This window comes from Mesorhizobium bavaricum (assembly GCF_056781655.1).
Map to the genome: position 1 here is coordinate 2,291,994 of NZ_CM165566.1, position 18,524 is coordinate 2,310,517.

General features: G+C 63.3%; 15 protein-coding genes. 3 read left to right on the forward strand and 12 right to left on the reverse strand.

Annotation, left to right across the window (positions count from 1 at the left end; genetic code table 11):
• Positions 1-3: 3 nt before the first annotated feature.
• From AC1RZR_RS11195 to AC1RZR_RS11250, 12 genes are all read right to left on the reverse strand, one after another.
• The gene (locus AC1RZR_RS11195) at positions 4-954 is read right to left on the reverse strand and encodes an SPFH domain-containing protein (protein WP_477277647.1); all 951 of its coding nucleotides are present in this window, start codon (positions 952-954) and stop codon (positions 4-6) included.
• A gap of 121 nt (positions 955-1,075) precedes the next feature.
• Positions 1,076-2,287 carry an NAD(P)/FAD-dependent oxidoreductase gene (locus tag AC1RZR_RS11200; RefSeq protein ID WP_477277645.1) on the reverse strand — a complete coding sequence of 404 codons (1,212 nt, stop codon included), beginning with the start codon at positions 2,285-2,287 and terminating at the stop codon, positions 1,076-1,078.
• Positions 2,288-2,339: 52 nt separating this feature from the next.
• On the reverse strand, positions 2,340-3,404 hold the full coding sequence (gene hemH / locus AC1RZR_RS11205; protein ID WP_477277643.1) for a ferrochelatase: 1,065 nt from the start codon (positions 3,402-3,404) through the stop codon (positions 2,340-2,342).
• Between the two features lie 137 nt (positions 3,405-3,541).
• Positions 3,542-5,593: a 5'-nucleotidase C-terminal domain-containing protein gene (locus AC1RZR_RS11210; RefSeq protein ID WP_477277641.1), complete on the reverse strand. Its 2,052-nt coding sequence runs from the start codon at positions 5,591-5,593 to the stop codon at positions 3,542-3,544.
• Between the two features lie 188 nt (positions 5,594-5,781).
• A complete protein-coding gene (omp10, locus tag AC1RZR_RS11215) occupies positions 5,782-6,159 on the reverse strand; it encodes an outer membrane lipoprotein Omp10 (protein ID WP_477277639.1) in 378 nt (125 codons plus the stop codon).
• A gap of 85 nt (positions 6,160-6,244) precedes the next feature.
• On the reverse strand, positions 6,245-7,690 hold the full coding sequence (locus AC1RZR_RS11220) for a homospermidine synthase (RefSeq protein ID WP_481828529.1): 1,446 nt from the start codon (positions 7,688-7,690) through the stop codon (positions 6,245-6,247).
• Between the two features lie 129 nt (positions 7,691-7,819).
• Complete coding sequence (locus tag AC1RZR_RS11225) at positions 7,820-8,758, reverse strand: heme-dependent oxidative N-demethylase family protein (protein WP_477277635.1); 939 nt, start codon at positions 8,756-8,758, stop codon at positions 7,820-7,822.
• A complete protein-coding gene (locus tag AC1RZR_RS11230) occupies positions 8,755-9,042 on the reverse strand; it encodes a YciI family protein (protein WP_477277633.1) in 288 nt (95 codons plus the stop codon). Before AC1RZR_RS11230 ends, AC1RZR_RS11225 begins: the two co-directional genes overlap by 4 nt.
• 12 nt (positions 9,043-9,054) lie before the next feature.
• Positions 9,055-9,717 (reverse strand): aminotransferase class IV family protein, encoded by a 663-nt coding sequence (locus AC1RZR_RS11235; protein WP_477277631.1) that lies wholly within the window; start codon positions 9,715-9,717, stop codon positions 9,055-9,057.
• Positions 9,666-10,811, reverse strand: a complete 1,146-nt coding sequence (locus AC1RZR_RS11240; RefSeq protein ID WP_477277629.1) for an aminodeoxychorismate synthase component I — start codon at positions 10,809-10,811, stop codon at positions 9,666-9,668. The genes AC1RZR_RS11235 and AC1RZR_RS11240 overlap by 52 nt, the downstream gene beginning before the upstream one ends.
• Before the next feature lie 199 nt (positions 10,812-11,010).
• Positions 11,011-11,763: a helix-hairpin-helix domain-containing protein gene (locus AC1RZR_RS11245; RefSeq protein ID WP_477277627.1), complete on the reverse strand. Its 753-nt coding sequence runs from the start codon at positions 11,761-11,763 to the stop codon at positions 11,011-11,013.
• A 374-nt stretch (positions 11,764-12,137) separates the two neighbouring features.
• Positions 12,138-13,970, reverse strand: coding sequence for a M3 family oligoendopeptidase (locus tag AC1RZR_RS11250; RefSeq protein ID WP_477278143.1), 1,833 nt, complete (start codon positions 13,968-13,970; stop codon positions 12,138-12,140).
• Between the two features lie 175 nt (positions 13,971-14,145).
• On the opposite strand from AC1RZR_RS11250, the gene AC1RZR_RS11255 reads away from it, so the two are divergent.
• The 3 genes from AC1RZR_RS11255 to AC1RZR_RS11265 all read left to right on the forward strand — a co-directional run bounded on the left by AC1RZR_RS11255 (position 14,146) and on the right by AC1RZR_RS11265 (position 18,461).
• Positions 14,146-15,687, forward strand: coding sequence for a sigma-54-dependent transcriptional regulator (locus AC1RZR_RS11255; RefSeq protein ID WP_477277625.1), 1,542 nt, complete (start codon positions 14,146-14,148; stop codon positions 15,685-15,687).
• A gap of 470 nt (positions 15,688-16,157) precedes the next feature.
• Positions 16,158-18,005, forward strand: a complete 1,848-nt coding sequence (locus tag AC1RZR_RS11260) for a peptidoglycan L,D-endopeptidase MepK (RefSeq protein ID WP_477277623.1) — start codon at positions 16,158-16,160, stop codon at positions 18,003-18,005.
• Between the two features lie 279 nt (positions 18,006-18,284).
• Positions 18,285-18,461 (forward strand): hypothetical protein, encoded by a 177-nt coding sequence (locus tag AC1RZR_RS11265; protein WP_477277621.1) that lies wholly within the window; start codon positions 18,285-18,287, stop codon positions 18,459-18,461.
• The last annotated feature ends 63 nt before the right edge of the window (positions 18,462-18,524 follow it).

Consider the following 18,524-nt stretch of genomic DNA (forward strand, 5'->3'; position numbering starts at 1 on the left):
ATCTCAGTTGTCGGTTGGCCGTACGACCGGCGGACGCGCGGCCTGCCTCTGCGCGCCTGTCGTGCCTTCGCTGCGGAAGACTTCCTTGGCGATCTCGCCGATACCGCCAAGCGTGCCGATCAGCGACGAGGCTTCCATCGGCATCAGCACGATCTTGCTGTTGGTGGCCGTGCCGATCTTGCCAAGTGCTTCGGTGTACTTCAGCGCCACGAAGTAGTTCAGCGCCTGCACGTCGCCCTTGGAGATCGCTTCCGACACCACTTGCGTGGCGCGCGCTTCGGCTTCAGCCGAACGCTCGCGCGCCTCGGCGTCGCGGAAAGCGGCTTCCTTGCGGCCTTCGGCTTCGAGGATCTGCGACTGCTTGAGGCCCTCGGCGGCGAGGATCTGGGCACGCTTGTTGCGCTCTGCGGTCATCTGCCGGCCCATCGATTCGATGAGGTTGGCCGGCGGGTTGATGTCCTTGATCTCGACGCGGGTGATCTTGATACCCCACGGATGGGCCGCTTCGTCGACGACACGCAACAGGCGCTCGTTGATGGCGTCGCGGTTCGACAACAGTTCGTCGAGGTCCATCGAGCCCATGACGGTACGGATGTTGGTCATCGTCAGGTTGAGGATGGCGTTCTGCAAGCCGGAAACCTGGTAGGCGGCCTGCGCCGCATTGAGGATCTGGAAAAATGCGATGCCGTCGACACCGACAATGGCGTTGTCGCGGGTGATGATCTCCTGGCTCGGAACGTCGAGCACCTGCTCCATCATGTTCATCTTGGCGCCGATGCGGTCGACGAAAGGCATGATGAGATTGAGGCCGGGGCTCAGTGTCTTGGTGTAACGGCCAAAACGTTCGACCGTATAGTTATAGCCTTGTGGAATTGTCTTGATGCCTTTGAACAGCACCAGCACGACAAGCGCGACCAGAACAATGACCGCAATATCGAAACCACTGAAATCCATTTGGCTCTCCCTCAGAGGCAGGCCGCGAAAGCCATTCTCGCGCAGCCGGCTTCACCAAAGACTTAAGTGTGTTTCAGTAGCGTTACAATCAGGTGATGATGGATTGTTTGTGGGTTTGCACTCAGCGGTTGAAGGCAAACAACTCTGCATCCGAATCGTGAAGTCCGCAGATCGAGGCCGAAATCATCTCGGAAGCGATTTGGGAGAATGTGATGCCATTGCCGCCGTAACCCATGACTGCATGGATGCGCGGATGCCTGGGAAGCGCGCCGATATAGGGCAGGCCGGTTGTCGTGGTGCCGAACGATCCGGTCCAGGCGAATTCGGGCCTGACGTCGAGATGCGGAAACAGCCGGCCAAGTTTTTCGGCAATGCGTGCACTCTTGTCGGCGATCAAGTTGTCGCGCCGCGTCTCGTCGACGAAATCCTCGTCCTCGCCGCCGCAGACGACCCGGCCGTCGGCCGTCGCGCGCATATAGAGGTAGGGATCGGAGGCTTCCCAGATGAAGGCAGCATCGGGCCAGATCTTTCGCGATTGTGGGCGTGTCGCGATCGCCCATGTCGAGATGATCCGGTGGGCCGCGGCCGGCACGATGTCGACCAGCTCGTAGCCGGTGGCCAGAACAACATGCCGTGCGGTGATGGTCGGACCATCCCTGGTCGCGACGACCACCTCGTCGGCACTGTCCTCGATCGCCGTCGCTTCGGCAGGCGTGTAAAACCGGGCCTTGCGCCCCAGGGCCTTCAGCAACAAGCCAGCCGTCAGCTTACGCGGGTCGAGCGCGATGTTGCCATGGCTGAGGATGGCGCCGTCGCGGTCGATGCCGAATGTCTCTGCCAGCGGTGCTGATGTGAGATAGGTCGCGGCGATGCCTGCTTGCCGACGCGCGTCGACCTCGTCCCGGAGTTCCGATGGGCCCAGCGCTGTGCCGGCCAAATAGAGCGATGGGGTGCGGCTCAGGGCGCAATTGATGCCGAGTTCGGGAATGCGGGCAGAGAGGTTGGAAACGGCCAGCCGCGAGCGTCGCCATGCCTGCTCCGCCGAGGCTCTGCCGACCATCTTCGAGAGCATCGATAGCGGCTGGTCGATTTCGAACTGCACCAGTGCGGTGGTTGCCGAGGTCGAGCCTTTCAACGGGCCGCGGCGGTCGATGCAGATCACCGCATGGCCATCGGCCGTGAGCGCCTCGGCCATCATGGCGCCGCTGATGCCCATGCCGATGATCAGCACGTCGGCCTTTGCGTCACGGGTGAGCGTGATTGTGTGCACCGCAGGCGCGCGATAGGCGGACCAGACGGGCCGGCCAGTTCTGAGGTCGAGTTTGCGAGGCATCAAGTTCTCCGGAGGTGCTGCTCAACGCCCCGGAGCTTGTGTTGTTCCGGCCTCAGGCCCAGCCGGACAGTTCACGCCGCACCATCGCCTCGATCACCGCCATGCCCTCGGCGCTGTCGTTGAGGCAAGGGATATGGGCAAAGTTCTTGCCACCGGCATGATGGAAGGTCTCGGCCGCCTCGCGGCCGATCTCGTCCAGCGTCTCGATACAGTCGACCGAAAAACCGGGATTGACGATGGCGATCGACTTGACGCCGTCCCTGGCCAGCTTCTCGACGGTCTTGTCGGTGTAGGGCTGCAGCCATTCCTGCGCGCCGAAGCGCGACTGGAAGGTGATGATCAGTTTCTTGTCATCCCAGCCGAGCCGTTCTCGCAACAGCCGCGTCGTTTTCTGGCAGTGGCAATGATAGGGGTCGCCCTTCTCGAAATAGGGTTTTGGGATGCCGTGAAAGGAGGCAACGACAACTTCCGGTTCGAAATCCAGCGTGGTCAGATGCCGCTCGATCGAACGCGCCAGCGCTTCGATATAGACCGGTTCGTCGTAGTAAGGGGGCACGCTGCGGATGGCCGGTGCGCGGCGCATCTTCATCAGGGCACGAAACAGCTGGTCGTTGGCGGTTGCCGTGGTCGTCGCCGAATACTGCGGATAGAGCGGGAAGGACAGAATGCGGTCGCAGCCTTTGTCGACCAGCGCCTGGGCCACGCTCGCGGTCGAAGGATTGCCGTAGCGCATCGCCCAGTCGACGACGACATCGGGCAGATCGCGTAGCGCCTCGGCCAGCTTTTCGCCCTGTGCGCGGGTGTAGGTGCGCAGCGGCGACTCGTTCCTTTCCCGGTTCCAGATCCTGGCGTAGTTGGCGCCTGACTTCTTCGGCCGGGTGGTGAGCACCACGCCGTAGAGGATCGGATACCAGATTGCCTTGTTGAGCTCGATCACGCGTGGATCGGACAGGAATTCCCGGAGATAGCGCCACATTGGCTTGAAATCGGTGCCGTCCGGCGTGCCGAGGTTGACCAGCATGACGCCGATCTTGCCAGCCTTAACCGGCGGATGGCCGGCCGGCAACGGGCCGACGGCCTTCGCGGCTTTGGGATCGACAGGGGTCGAAAGCGTCATAAGGGTTCTCCAGGAGACGCGAACCTAACCATCTTGCGCGCGCTTTCAATGCAGCGTCTGGCCGCACCTTAGCCTGAAAGCAGAAAACCCGCCCGGTTTCCCGGGCGGGTGCTGTCGTCGAAAGGGGTGAAGCGAGGCTATTTCGCTGGGATGGTGAGCGTCGCGCCAAGCGCAAGGCGGTGAGGCCTTTGACCCTTGTTTGCCTCATAGATCAGTTTCCACTTGGTCGCGTCGCCATAGGCCTTCTTTGCCAGATCCCAATAGGTATCGCCGGCAACGATGACATGGCTGCTTTCGGCCGGTGCGGCCTCGGCGGGCTTTGTCGGTTCGGCAGGAGCTGGTGCTGCTTCGGCCGGTTTCGCTGGCGCGGCAGGTGCAGCGGGCGGCGTGGGCGCTGTCTCTGTCGATATGGCAGGTGGTGTGTTGGCGATATCGCCCGAGTTGGCGGGCAGTTCGGGCATAGGCGCCGCCTCCGCGGGCTTTGCCGGTTCCGCGGGTGCGGGCGCCGGGGTTGCCGGTGCTGCTTCTGCAGGCTTGGCTGGTTCAGCGGCCGGCGCGGCTGGCGCCGCCGCGACGGTCGCGGCGATCTCAGTGATGCGGCCGTCGAGTTTCGGCGTGTAGGGCCGGTGCGCGCCGAGATAGTCGGCAACCACCTGTTCGAGGCCCGGACCGTAGTCATAGGCATTCTTGGCCTTGTCGGCGAAGATCTTGTAACCGTCGCCGCCCTGGCGGACGTAGTTGTTGGTGGCAACCAGGTAGTCCTTGTCCGGATTGATCGGCGCCCAGGCGCCGCCTTCCATCACTTCCACCGACTTGACGCGGCCGGCGTTGGGGGCGACGGATTTGTCGAAGGAATATTTCAGGCCGGCGACCTGCGGGAAGCGACCTGCGCCGTCCTCGATCTGGCTGAGGCCGCTCTCGAGGCCGGCCACCAGGTCCTTGCCGGAAATCTGGAAGGTCGCCAGCGTGTTCTGGAACGGCAGCACGGTCAGCACCTCACCCATGGTGACAGTGCCCTTGTCGATCGAGGCACGCAGGCCGCCGCCATTGGAGATGACGATCTCGACGCCCTGACCCTTGACGCGGTCGAGTATGGCGTCGGAGACGAGGTTGCCCATCGCGCATTCGCGGGTGCGGCAGCTCTCGCGGCTGCCGTCGATGACGTCGGTGGTCTCGGCCACTTCCTTGTTCTTCAGAGCCTCGATCGGCGCGCCAAGCTCCTTGATGCGGGCGAGCACTGCCGGGTCGGGGGTGATCGACTTGTCGAGATAGATCGGGTCGCCGCTGGCCGATTTGACGACGCCATTGTCGTCGAACACCACCTTGAACTCGCCGAGATATTTCGAATAGGACGCGGCCTGCACCACCGGCACCTTATAGCCGTCGGGATTGTCGACCATCGTCGGATAGGGGCCTTCCGCCTTCGGGTCGGTGTTCGACAGCAGCGAATGGCTATGGCCGCCGACGACGATGTCGATGCCCGGGATCTTTGCAATGACGTCGCGCTCGCGCCTGTAGCCGATATGGGTCACGGCGATGATCTTGTTGACGCCTTCGCCCTTCAGCTTCTCGACCTCCGCGGTGATCGACTTGACGTCGTCCTCGATGGTGATGTTGGGGCCGGGGGAGGCGAGTTCGGGCGTGTCATTGGTCACCGCGCCGATGATGCCGATCTTCTGGCCGCCGACCTCGACGACGATCGATGGCTTGACGCGGTCGCCGAGCTTGGATTGCGCATTGGCCTTCACATTGGCGCCAAGCACCGGGAACTTGATCATGTCGAGGAACGGCGCCAACGCCGTCTCACCATCGTCGAATTCATGGTTGCCGAGCGCCATGGCGTCGAACTTCATTTCGTTGAGGAACTCGCCTTCGACCTTGCCCTTGTAGGTCGTGTAGAACAGCGATCCCTGGAAATTATCGCCGGCGCTGAGCAGCAGCACGTTCTGGCCTTCCAGCTTCTTGCGTTCCTGAGCGATCGCGGTGATCAGCCTACCCGCGCCGCCTATGCACTCGCCCTTGGTCTCCTCCTCGGCGGAGCAGGTCGACTCATATTTGTTGTTGCCTTCGATGCGGCTGTGCCAGTCGTTGATGTGCAGGATGTTCAACGTGTAGTCGGCAAAGGATGCGCCGGCCGACAGGCCAAGTGCTGAGGCGGACAGGGCGGCAATGGCGGCAAGCTTCTTCATCTTCGTCTCCCGGAAAGCTGATCAGAGGCGTTTAACGCTCTTGCTTGACTGGAACATAACAGTCGGCGTTTTGGCTATGTTCCCATCGCGTTCCGGATGACGCAAGCGGAAATCGGGGGACTTTTGCCGGCATAAAAAAGACGGCGGCCAATTGGCCGCCGTCCTCAGGGAGGTGAATGCCCGCTGGTTCAGGTGCGCCGTGTCAGCACGAAGTTCTGGCCGCTGGAGCTCGTGCAGTTGAGCTGGCTGGTCGACACCATCAGGCAGTTGAAGCTGACCGCGGTCTGGCGGATCAGCGACGTGCCGTTGATCTGCACCGACGTGGCGCCGGTCATGGTGTAGCTGCCATCGGCAAGCTTCTGGCCGGTGTCGGTCGCGACGGTCGTGAAGGTGCCGCTGGCGAAGGTCGAAAGGCCGGTGCCCTTGGCGTCGATCCAGGAGCCTTCGACGCCTTTCGGCGAAGTCGCCATTGGCGGTTCATCGGGGCCGCTGGTCGCACAAGCAGCAAGCCCCACTACAGCAGCAGCTGCAAAGCTCATCGAAAGAATCTTGCGCGCAATGTTCATTTGAAAATCCTCTCCTCAGTCCGCATCCCTTCAATCGCCCGATTTCCGGGCGATTGCAAGGTAATGCAGTATCCCGAGCAGGCCGCTATCGGACGAGGATGTTGCGGAACTGCCACGGGTCGCTCCGGTCGAGGTCTTCCGGGAACAGGCCGGGACGGTTGTCGAGCGGCGTCCAGTCGGTGTAGTAGCCCTTGACCGGTCCGAGATATTGCGACTGCACGTCCAGACAGCGCTTGTAGTCCATCTCGTCGGCTTCGACGATGCCGGCCTCCGGGTTTTCCAGCGCCCAGACCATGCCGGCGAGAACCGCCGAGGTGACCTGCATGCCGGTGGCGTTCTGGTAGGGCGCCAGCTTGCGCGCCTCGGCGAGCGACAGCTGCGAGCCGTACCAATAGGCGTTCTTGTCGTGGCCGTACAGCAGCACGCCAAGTTCGTCGACGCCGTCGACCAGTTCGTTCTCGTCAAGCACGTGGTGCACCGGCTGAGGCTTGCCGGCAGCGCCGAACATCTCGTCCAGGGACAGCACCGCGTCATTGCAGGGATGGTAGGCATAGTGGCAGGTCGGGCGGTATTGAACCTTGCCCTTCCTGGAGCGCACGGTGAAGAAGTCGGCGATCGAGATCGCCTCGTTGTGCGTGACCAGGAAGCCGTATTGCGGCCCTGGCGTCGGGCACCATGAGCGCACGCGCGTGTTGGCGCCGGGCTGCTCAAGATAGATGGCGGCCTTGGAGCCGTGCTTGTGCTTCCTGGCGTTCTTCGGCATCCACGTCTCATGCGTGCCCCAGCCGAGCTCGGCCGGCTGCAGGCCCTCTGAGATGAAGCCTTCGACCGACCAGGTGTTCCAGAACACATCCATCGGCTTGGGTTTCTTGGTGCGCTGGGTGTCGCGCTCGGCGATGTGGATGCCCTTGACGCCGGCCTTCCTCATCAGCTTGGCCCAGCCGTCGCGGTCGTCCTGCGTGGGCTCTGAAAACTCAAGGCCAAGATCGGTGGCGAGGTTGACCAGCGCCTGCTTGACGAACCACGAGACCATGCCGGGATTGGCACCGCAGGTGGAGACCGCCGTCGCGCCGCCGGGCCTGTCGTGCTTTTCCTTGATCATCGCTTCGCGCAGCGCATAATTTGTGCGGCTGGCATTGTCGGCCTTGGCATCGAAATAGAAGCCGAGCCATGGCTCGACGACGGTGTCGATGTAGAGCACGCCGAGCTTGCGGCAAAGCCGCATCAGGTCCACCGAACCAGTGTCGACCGACAGGTTGATGCAAAAGCCCTGCCCGCCGCCATTGGTCAGAAGCGGCGACAGCAGCTTCTTGTAGTTCTTCTCGGTCACCGCTTCCTGGACGAAGGCGATGCCGCGCTCGTCGAGCAGCTTGCGATCGGTGTCGCGCGGGTCGACGACCGTCATGCGCGACTTGTCGAATTTGAAATGGCGTTCGATCAGCGGCAGCGTTCCCCGGCCGATCGAGCCGAAGCCGATCATCACGACAGGGCCGGTGATCTCACCGTAAACGGGCCAGGTTTCATTCGCCATTTTATCGGACACTCCTTCAAAACCCAGGAAACTGGGAAAACACGCGCAAAACCGGGCATTTTTTGCCCGGCGGCCATGCGCTACATCACAGATCATTGTCACAAACCAGCGAAAAGCGCCAACCAGGGGCTACGCGTCATTGGCCATGTGGTTAAGGACGGCGATCAGCCGGTCGCGGTCTGATGTCAGGCCCTTGTAGTCGAGCTGGGAGAGATCGAGCGCTTCGAGCTGGGCGGCGAAAGACACTGCGAGCTTCGCCCGATCCGGGTGCCGCGCCAGCACGGCGAGTGGGTCGAGATGGATGCGGATAGTGAACAGGATATCGCCTGAGGCCGGCAGTTTGCGCAGCGTCTGCCGCTCGACACGGATGAAGGCATGGGCGCTGACGTCGCCATCCGAAAACCGTGACGGGCGGCTGGTGGCGCGGTCGATGCGCTGCAGGTCGGAGAGCGGATGGTAGAGCGCGTTGTCAGACTGGATCGACCAGTTGTAGCGCTCGACCGCCTGGCCCTGGAGACCGTCGAACATGCGGTTGATCAGTTCGGCCGGGCGGGTGCCCGGCCCGAAACCCGGCACCGGCGCGTGGATCTCCTGCAGCGGCCGGCCGAATTTCTCGACCAGCAGCCAGGATGAGGGAAAGCACAGCGAGCCGGCAACGAGCCGCCAGCCGCTGTCATTGCGGCGCATCAGAATCAGGTCTTCCTGGATGAGCAGCGAGGCCGCGACAAGCGGGGCGTCGGCGAGACCGGACGGGAGTGCGGGATGGTTCGCTGCGCCCACGACCTCGAGGCCTGAACCGGTGCGTCGATAGGTGCCGGGAAACTTCTGCAGCAGATGCATGCCGAGCAATTCGAGGACTTCCTGCTGGGCCTCCCGGGTGCCGTCCTCCTCAACGAAAACCCGCTCGGGGATTTCAGTATAGAGCCGGCGTTTCTCTGCGAGATATGGCAGCAAATGGCCGTCGAGCTCAATCCAGTCTGCCGGACTGAGCGGCTTCAGCCCGATGCTGAAGAGTTTTGACGAGCCGTCATAGGGCGTATGGGTGGGCAGGGCGTGGAGCAAGCTCATGCTTCCCTGAACGTGTCCAGGCCGGCGCCGGTCATCCTCGCCAGGAATTCGGTGACTTCATAGTCGGCGGCGCCTGCCCTGGCGAATGGATCTTGCGCCAGCCTGGCGTCGAGCACCTCGCGCGGACATTGCGCGATGATGATGCCGCCGGTTCTCGGTTTCTTCGGCCCGGAAGCGACGAAGATGCCGTCGGCATAGCAGGCCTTCAGCCATTCGACATGCGCCGCCTGCAAGCGGTCGATCTCGGTCAGCGGCACCTTGTAGTTCAGCGAAACGACGAACATGGCATTCTCCGATCACACCAGCCTTGCGGGAATCAAGCCGCGCAGCGAATTGCCGACAAAGAGCGCCTTGGCCGACTGCAGATCGGCGTAGCTGTAGATCGCTTCGCGGGCGCGGCCTTCATCCAGAAGCTCGGCGCGCAATACGCCAGGCAGCAGGCCGCAGTCGAGCCGTGGCGTCGACAGCACGCCGTCGCCAAGATCGGCGAAGACATTGGTGATGGTGCCTTCGCAGATCTCGCCACGCTCATTGGCCAACAACACCTCGTCGGCCTGGGTGATGAGATATTCGGCGCGGGCATGCGTGTAGAGCTGTCGCCGGCTGGTCTTGTGGTGCAGCAACGTGTCGTGCGAATCGAGTCTCGTCCGCGCCAGCTGCAGAACCCAGACCTTGTCGGCGACGAGCGGTTCATAGGGCTGCGCCGAGGCGGTCACCGAGCCGTCGCGTGACAAAGCAAGGCGCGTGCGCAGCGCCATGCCGGATCCGCTGACCGCATCGCCCAGCACCTCGCCGACCTTTTGCGGATCGCAGGCAAAGCCCAGCTCCGCCGCCGAGCCATAGAGGCGGGCAAGGTGGCGATCGAAGCGCAGGAGGCCTGCGCCGGGTTCCCAGCGCATGGTCTCGATCAGCTGGAAATCGGCGGTGTTCCCGTCGCGAAGCGCGCTTTCAGCAGACACTCCTGGTACTCCTCCTGCGCCGTCGAATCGAAGACGACGCCGCCACCGACATTGTAGACGGCCTCGCCGCCGGAAAAGAGCGAGATGGTGCGGATCGCCACGGAAAAGCGCATCGTGCCACCGGGCGCGATCCAGCCGATGGCGCCACAATAGGCGTCGCGCGGCGTGCCTTCCAGATCGTGCAGGATTTCCATGGCACGGATTTTTGGCGCGCCGGTGATTGAGCCGCACGGAAACAGCGCCGCGAAGATCTGGCGGATGCCCAGACCCGGCAGCAATTTTGCCCTGACGTCGCTCACCATCTGGTGGACGGTCGGATAGGTCTCGATGCGGAACAGCGCCGGCACGTCCAGCGTGCCGACCTCGCTGATCAGCGAGATATCGTTGCGCAGCAGGTCGACGATCATCCGGTTTTCGGCCTGGTTCTTCTCGTCGTTGCGCAGGAAGATCTTCTGCCGCTCATCCTCGGCCTTGGTGGCGCCGCGCGGCGCCGTGCCCTTCATCGGATGCGTCTCGATCATGCCGGCAGTGTCGATCTCGAAGAACAGTTCGGGCGAGCGCGACAGCACGATGGGATCGCCGAGTGCGATCAGTGCGCCATATTTCACCGGCTGGCGTTCGGTCAGCGCATCGAAGGCGGCAAGCGGGTCGCCCGACCATTGCGCATGCACCGGAAAGGTCAGGTTGCCCTGGTAGCAATCGCCTTGCCTGATGTGCTGGTGCAGCCGCGAGAACCGCTTCTCGTAGTCTTCGAGCGACCACGTCGCGCGGGCGTCGAAAATCGGGCCATTGGTCGCCGCTGCATTGCGGGGCGGCACCGCCTCTTCGACCGGCGCTTCGAAAACCCCAAGGCACAGGAGCGGAGCACGACGCCCCTTCGGCAGCAAGGGAACTAGCTTCGGTTCGAGCAGATAGCCCGCCTCATAGGAGAAATAGCCGGCCAGCCATTTGCCGGCGTCGTGCGCGGCTTGCGCCGCCGCCAGCGCTGGCAGGAAATCTTTTGCCTCATGCGCCACGATGATGTCGGCCGGCCGGTCGAAAACGAGCTGGCGCGCGCTTTCGTCGTTGCGGAAAATTGCGGCGGGCAAGGACATGGGACTCTGATGTTGCGGTCAATGAAGCCGTCGACCGCTCTATATGGGGGGCCGCTCGCGCGCAATCGAGGGAACGGCACGCTGCCACTCAAAGCCGACCTCTTGGCCAACCTTGGGGCCAACCTGGGCCGACGTTGCGGGCAAACAACAAACGGCGGCGCCTTGGCACCGCCGTTTATAACCATCTTGCTTCCGCCGCTCAGGTGTTGCTGGCGGTTCCCGCTGTCGGAAACTGCTTGGCGAACTCCGCCTCGTCACCGGCGGCCAGCAGCTTGGCCTGCTCGATCCAGCGTTCGCGGGCGATGCGGCCGTCGAAGTTCATGACATCCTCGATCCGCTTGATATCGGCGGCTGTCCAGGCGGCGATCTGGGCGAAGCTGGTGACGCCTTGTGCCTTGAGCAGCTTCTCGTTGACCGGGCCAATGCCGATCAGCCGGCGCAAATTGTCGGGCTTGGCCGCTGCTGGTTTGGCTGCTTTCGAACTCTTGGCTGCCGAGGTTGCAGCTGCGGGTTTGGCTGGAGCCGTGGCTTTGGCTGCAGGTTTCGTTGCTGCCGGCTTTGGTGCCGCCGATTTGGCTGTGGTGGCCTTGGCAGGGGCGGTCTTCGCGGCCGCCGGTTTGGCCGGTGCAGGCTTTGCGGGGGCAGATTTGGCCGTCGGTGGTGTCGACATCAGGGCCGCGGGCGCCAGGCCTGCCGGCTTTGCCGCACCGGTTCCGGCAGCGGACGTCTGTGCTTCGCGCAGCCGGCGCTCGAGGTCGGCACGGGTCTTGCCGCATGCATCGAGTTCACCGGTCAGGCGGTCGCTGTCGGCGCGCAGCTTGTCGCGCTCGCTGCGTGTGCGGTCTAGGTCGCCGCGCAAGCTGTCGAGCTCGCCGCGCAGGCGTCCCCAGAGGAACCAGCCCACCAACACGCCTACCAGGAACGCCAGGAGCATGTAGAAAAAAGTGCCCATTGTCTCTCTCCAGTCAGATCCGTCTGCCGAGGCATGGGTCCATGACCTTCGGCGAAAGGACTACTCGATGGTGGTTCCGCGGTGCGCAGAACAGCCGGCTTCGATGGAGCTGTCGGCGATCGGCTTTGCTTGCCCATGGCCAACGGCCGTTGTCGCGTTCGCCAAGGCGCCACGGTAGGCCGAGACTTTCCCTCGCCGATCCGCATCCACTCCGGCTGAGCTTGGAGGGAAGGCTATCATAGAGCTTGTGGAAAGCTATCGGAAAACTTCCGCGCAGAGTACTTCAAGAACAAATATTTAGGCCAAAAACAGCCGTCTCCGACATGCATTCCGGCTAGACTGTTCTGCGGACAGATGAGACCTGGAGGCGCGTTTCAAGCGTCGAGTGTTTCCAGCTCGTCGATCAGGCCGCTTATGACGCCAAGCCCGATCTGCCAGAAGGTGGGGTCGGTGGCATCAAGGCCGAAGGGTGCCAGGAGTTCGGAATGATGTTTGGTGCCGCCGGCGCGGAGCATTTCGAAATACTTGTCCTGGAAGCCGCGCTCGGCGTTCTGGTAGACCGCGTAAAGCGAGTTCACCAGGCAGTCGCCGAAAGCATAGGCGTAGACATAGAACGGCGAATGGATGAAGTGCGGAATGTAGGTCCAGAACACCTCGTAGCCTTCGCGCAACTTGATCGCCGGCCCGAGGCTTTCGGCCTGCACTTCCAGCCAGAACTGGCCGAGCCTGTCGGAGGTCAGTTCGCCATTCTTGCGCTCCGCATGCACTTTGCGCTCGAATTCATAGAAGGCGATCTGGCGCACGACCGTGTTGATCATGTCCTCGACCTTCTGGGCGAGCATGGCCTTGCGCTCGCGCCTGTCGGTGGTCTGGTCGAGCAGCGAGCGGAAGGTCAGCATCTCGCCGAAGACGGATGCAGTCTCTGCCAGTGTCAGCGGCGTCGAGGCCATCAGCGCGCCCTGGCCGCTGGCCAGCACCTGATGCACGCCGTGGCCAAGCTCATGCGCCAGCGTCATCACATCGCGTGGCTTGCCCATGTAGTTGAGCAGGACATAGGGATGCGCCGACGGCACGGTCGGATGCGCGAAGGCGCCGGGCGACTTGCCCGGACGCACCGGCGCGTCGATCCAGTTGCGGTCGAAGAAGGTTCGCGCGATCTCCGCCATGTCGGGTGAAAAGCGCTGGTAGGCTGACAGTACGGTGTTCCTGGCCTCGTCCCAGCCGATGATCGCCTGCGGCGTATCCGGCAATGGCGCGTTGCGGTCCCAGTGGTTCATCACCTCCATGCCCAGCCAGCGGGCCTTCATCGCATAATAGCGGTGCGACAGGCGCGGATAGGCGTCGCGAACGGCGGACGCCAGGGCATCGACCACACCGCGCTCGACGCGGTTGGCCAGATGGCGTGAATCGGCGATGTCCTCGAAGCCGCGCCAGCGGTCGGAAATCTCCTTGTCCTTGGTCAGCGTGTTGGTGATCAGCGTGAAGGTGCGCAAATTCTTGCGGAAGGTCGCGGCCAGCGCCTCGGACGCCCGCCGGCGAACCTCGCCGTCGGCATCCTGCAAACGATTCAGCGCCGGTTCCAGCGTCAGCTCCTCGCCGTCGATGTCGAAGCGAAGGTCGGTCATCGTCTCGTCGAACAACCGGTTCCACGCGCCGCGTCCGGTGATCGATTTTTCATGGAACAGCTGCTCGACGCGGTCCTCGAGCTGGTACGGCTTGTCCTTGCGCAGATCGAGCACCCAGGGCCGGTAGTGACCGAACGCGGGATCGGTGGCAAGCGCGCCTTCGATCGCGCCGTCGTCGATCAGGTTGAGTTCGAGCGCGAAGAACAGAAGGTGTGCGCTGGCGTCGGTCATCTTCTCCTGGATGTCGCCATAGAGCTTGGCGCGCTGCGGATCGGCGGTGTTTCCGGCATAAACCAGCCCCGCATAGGAGACGATGCGGCCGATCAGCTCCTCGAGTGCCTCGTAGGCGACAAGCGCCTCGCCCAGCCTGCCGGCGCTGCCGCGCTCGGCCTCGGCGGCCAGCGTGCCCTTCCAGCGGCTCTCGAAGCTGATCGCGTCGGTGGCGGCCTTGGCGATGTCGCGCTTCAGTTCCGGCGCATCCATGCCGGCATAGAGATCGGCCAGGTTCCACTCCGGCAGGTCGCCAAGCTCGGCCGCGCCCTGACCGGACGCCGGCCCCGCCTGCGGCCGAGCAGAAACCATGTGGCCAGAAACCATGTGCATCGCCGATACCTTCCGTGGCCAAGGTTCAAGGGGAAACGAGAAGCCGGTCAAATGCTAAGGAATTCATTCACCGGGTTTTTTGAAACCTTATTTAGAACCCTGTGCCAAGATGGTCCACAGGGCAGATTTCCTCGGGCGGGCAGTCGTATCAGTCATGACAGGTTCCATACTCATAGTCGATGACGATCCCGTGCAGCGCCGGCTGCTCGAGGCGGCGGTGACGCGGTTCGGCTACAACGCCGTCGTCGTCGACGGCGGCGCGGCCGCTCTCGATGTCCTCGACGGGCCAAGCGCCCGCGAGGTTTCGGTGGTCATCCTCGATCTGGTCATGCCCGGTCTCGACGGCATCGGCGTGCTGAAGGCGATGCGCGAGCGCGACATAAATGTCCCGACAATCGTGCAGACCGCCCAGGGCGGCATCGAGACCGTGGTCTCGGCGATGCGCCACGGCGCCTTCGATTTCGTCGTCAAGCCGGCCTCGCCCGACAGGCTGCAGGCGTCGATCGGCAATGCGCTCAAGGTCGAGGCCGTCGAGGGCGAGGTCAAGCGGACGTCGCGCCGGCGCGGCGGGCTTCTGACCTTCAAGGACATGATCACGCACAGCCCGGCCATGGACAAGGTGATCCGCCTCGGCCAGAAGGCGGCGGCGTCCAACATCCCGATCCTGATCGAGGGCGAGTCCGGCGTCGGCAAGGAACTGGTGGCGCGCGCCATCCAGGGCAGTGGCGACCGACGCTCGAAGCCCTTCGTCACCGTCAATTGCGGTGCCATTCCCGACAATCTGGTCGAATCGATCCTGTTCGGCCACGAGAAGGGTTCGTTCACCGGCGCCACCGACAAGCACACCGGCAAGTTCGTCGAGGCGCATTCGGGAACGCTGTTTCTCGACGAAATCGGCGACCTGCCGCTCGACGTGCAGGTCAAGCTGCTGCGCGCCGTCCAGGACGGCGAGGTCGACCCGGTCGGCGGACGCTCGACCGTCAGGGTCGATATCAGACTGATTTCGGCGACGCACCGCAACCTCCTGCAGCAGGTCAAGGACGGCAAGTTCCGCGAGGATCTGTTCTATCGGCTGAACGTCTACCCGATCTTCGTGCCGCCGCTGCGCGACCGCCGCGACGACATCCCCTATCTGGTCACACATTTCATGGACAAGGTGGCGCCGGCCGACCCGCGCCGTCGCCTGCAGGGCATTTCGGCCGCAGCGCTCGCCGTGCTGCAGGCCTATGACTGGCCGGGAAACATCCGGCAGCTCGAAAATGCCGTCTTCCGGGCCTCGGTGCTTTGCGAAGGCGATGTGCTGACCACGGAGGACTTCCCGCAGATCCGGGCGCAGGTGGAAGGGACAGTCAATCTCGACGTCGATGACGCTTCGCGGTCTGAGCCGTTTCCCCTGGACGTCCAGCCGGGCGACGAGGAAGCGCTGCCCGGCGAGGGTGCCCTGGCGACCGAGCCCGATCCGCCGGCCAGGCTGCAGCCTCGCTTCGGCACGTTGCGGGCGCTCGACGAACGCGGCAATGTGCGTGCGCTGGCCGATGTCGAACTCGAGATGATCAAGCTCGCCATCGATCACTACAACGGCCAGATGAGTGAAGTCGCCCGCCGCCTCGGCATCGGCCGCTCGACGTTGTACCGCAAGCTCAAGGAGTATGGCATCGACCCGGAGACCGGCCGTGTCGACCGGCTCGCCTCGTAGCGTGTTGACCTGATTCTCAACACCGCTTGGAGCGCATAATCCCTTCCGGAAACCACTTTCCACCATTGCTTTGGCGGCCTTCGGTTCGGGATCCATGCTTCGGACGCAAGGCCGGAGCCAGCTTGCAATGCCAGTATGCTCTCTGTATCGGGTTTCGGCGGGAATGTGGCGGGGCTATGGACAGGCCTGTTCACGCATTAAGGCTAACGGTAACAGATCGTGTTTCGGCCAAAGGCGGAAACATGATCTAAACCAGCGGTTTACCAAGAAAGCCTGTGAACGATTTTTGACGGGATATCGCCACGGTGTTACCGCATTTCGGCTTCAATAAGCGATGATTAACCATTAGGATCGATATTCGGATGTGATAACGACACATCCGTTTGGGCAAATCCGGGGACAAACGGCAGCCTGCAGGGCCTTTTGATTTGAACAGAATCGAACGACACACAAACGGGCGGCACCATCACGTGAGCGTCTGGCCGAAATGGCTGGCAGCGTTGATTGTCGCTTTTGGTTTTGTTGCCGCGGCCGCAACCGGCGCCAGCGCCGAAACACGTTCGCTCAAGCTTTATCACCTCCACACCCACGAGAAGGCCGAGATCGTCTACAAGCGCAATGGCCGCTACGTTCCGGAGGGTCTGAGGAAGATCAACATCATTCTGCGCGACTGGCGCCGCAACGAGCCGACCAAGATGGATCCGCGCCTGCTGGATCTGGTCTGGGAAGCGTATCGGGAAAGCGGTGCCACGGATTACATCCAGGTTGTCTGCGGCTATCGCTCGCCGTCGACGAACTCGATGCTGCGCAGCCGCAGCAGGGGCGTGGCCGAGAAGAGCCAGCACATGCTCGGCAAGGCGATGGACTTCTACATTCCCGGCGTGCCGCTGAAGAAGTTGCGCAACATCGGTCTCAAGATGCAGGGCGGCGGCGTCGGCTACTATCCGTCATCCGGTTCGCCGTTCGTCCATATGGATGTCGGCAATGTGCGCCATTGGCCCGGCATCAGCCGCCAGGAACTGGTCAGCCTGTTCCCCAACGGCAAGACGCTGCATGTGCCGAGCGACGGCAGGCCGCTGCCCGGCTTTGAGCAGGCGCTCGCCTCCTACAAGGCGCGCAAGGGTTCAGGCGCGCCGGCCATCGAACTGGCCAGTGCCGGCGGCAGCAGCAAGAAATCAGGTGGGTTCCTGTCGGCTTTCTTTGGCGGCGGCGACGACGAGGCCGACGACAGCGCCGATGTCGAGACCGCTTCGGCTGCACCTCCGCCCAAGGCTAGAAACCTGAAGCCTGCCGCGGCAGCCAAGACCAGCAACCTCCCGGGCATCGCCATCGTGGCGCCGGAGAATGCGCAGCGCGCCGAGATCCCGCAAGTTGCCGAGGAGCAGGCTCCGGAGCCGGAAAAGGACACGCCGGAGACGATCATCGCGGCGCTGCCTGCCCGCAGCATTCCACTGCCTGATTTCGCACCCCGGCCGAAGGCCGATGTCGGCGCCCAGCAGCCCGAGAACGTTCCTTTTGCCATGGCCGATGCGACAGCCACCACCGAACAGGCCGTGGCGACCGCGCATGCACCGGTGAACGTGCCGTTCGGCATGGCCGATCCGTCGGCCGCCCCGGATGCGGCCCAGGTCCAGGATGCGGCCCAGGTCGCGGTCAACAACGTACCGCTGCCGACATGGCGTCCCGACAATTCGCTGCCGGCCGCTTTGGCTCCGCCGCCCAGCAAGGATGTGCTGATGGCGCTGGCGGATACGGCTGAGCGCGGCAGTACCGCGACCGATGCGTTCTCGGTGCTGCCGACGGCACGGCCCGAGATGGCCAGGCCGGATGCGGTCAAGGCCGTGCTCGACGAGGCCAACGCCCAGGTCGGCGCCGCCGATGCGTACCAGGTCGCTTCCGTGCCCGCGTCCGAGCCGCGTTCGGCCTTCAACGATCCGTCGGGCGCCGATGCCGCATCGCCTCGCCAGGCAGTCGTTGCCCGGCCGGCCGGCTCCGACCCGGCCGCCGCGATCGGCGCCGGCGTGAAGACGACCCGCAAGGAATCGAGGGCCACCGCCCGCGACCTGAAGCCCGGCCCCAAGGCCATGGTGGTTGCCGCCGCACCGCAGGCCGCCCGCTGGGCGCTGACCAGCGGCGAGAATGTCGCCACTGTTTCAAGCGCCACGACAGCGCCGGGCTACGCCTACAGCATCGTGCATACGCCGCCGAGCGAGGTCTATACGGCCGGCTTCCAGTCGGGCGACCAGATGGCCGATGCCAACCGCTTCACCGGCAACGCCGTTAAGTTCCTGTCGGTCGCCCGCTTCCAGACCAAGTAACGGACCAGCCAGACGACAAGGCCGCGCCGGGCAACCTGCGCGGCTTTTTTGCTGTTCAATAGTCCCATGCGGTGCATTGAAGCGATTGCCGGATGGCCATCGGGTCGGGCTTGAAGGTGTGAAACGTGGTTCGAACTGACGACCGGCAACGAGCCGACAATCATCAGCTGAGACCGGGTCTCCACCTCGGGATCACGGGCGGCTGAACTTCTCGTGAACCCGGAACAGCCTGCCCGTTTCGGGGTTAGTATGAGTGCGTTCCAACCCTTGGGGATATTCATGAAGACAATTCTACTGGCATCAGTTCTGGCGCTGGCGGCGGCATCGGCCACTATCGCTCCATCACAAGCCGAAACCGTGATCATCAAGGCTGGCAAGCATCACTGCAGGACCAAGGTGGTCACGCATTGGGCTCACCACCGCAAGGTTGTGGAAAAGGTCAGGGTCTGCAACTGATCCTGTTCATGCAGGAAAATCTTGACCCGGTTGGCGAAAGCCGGCCGGGTCTTTCCATAGCCT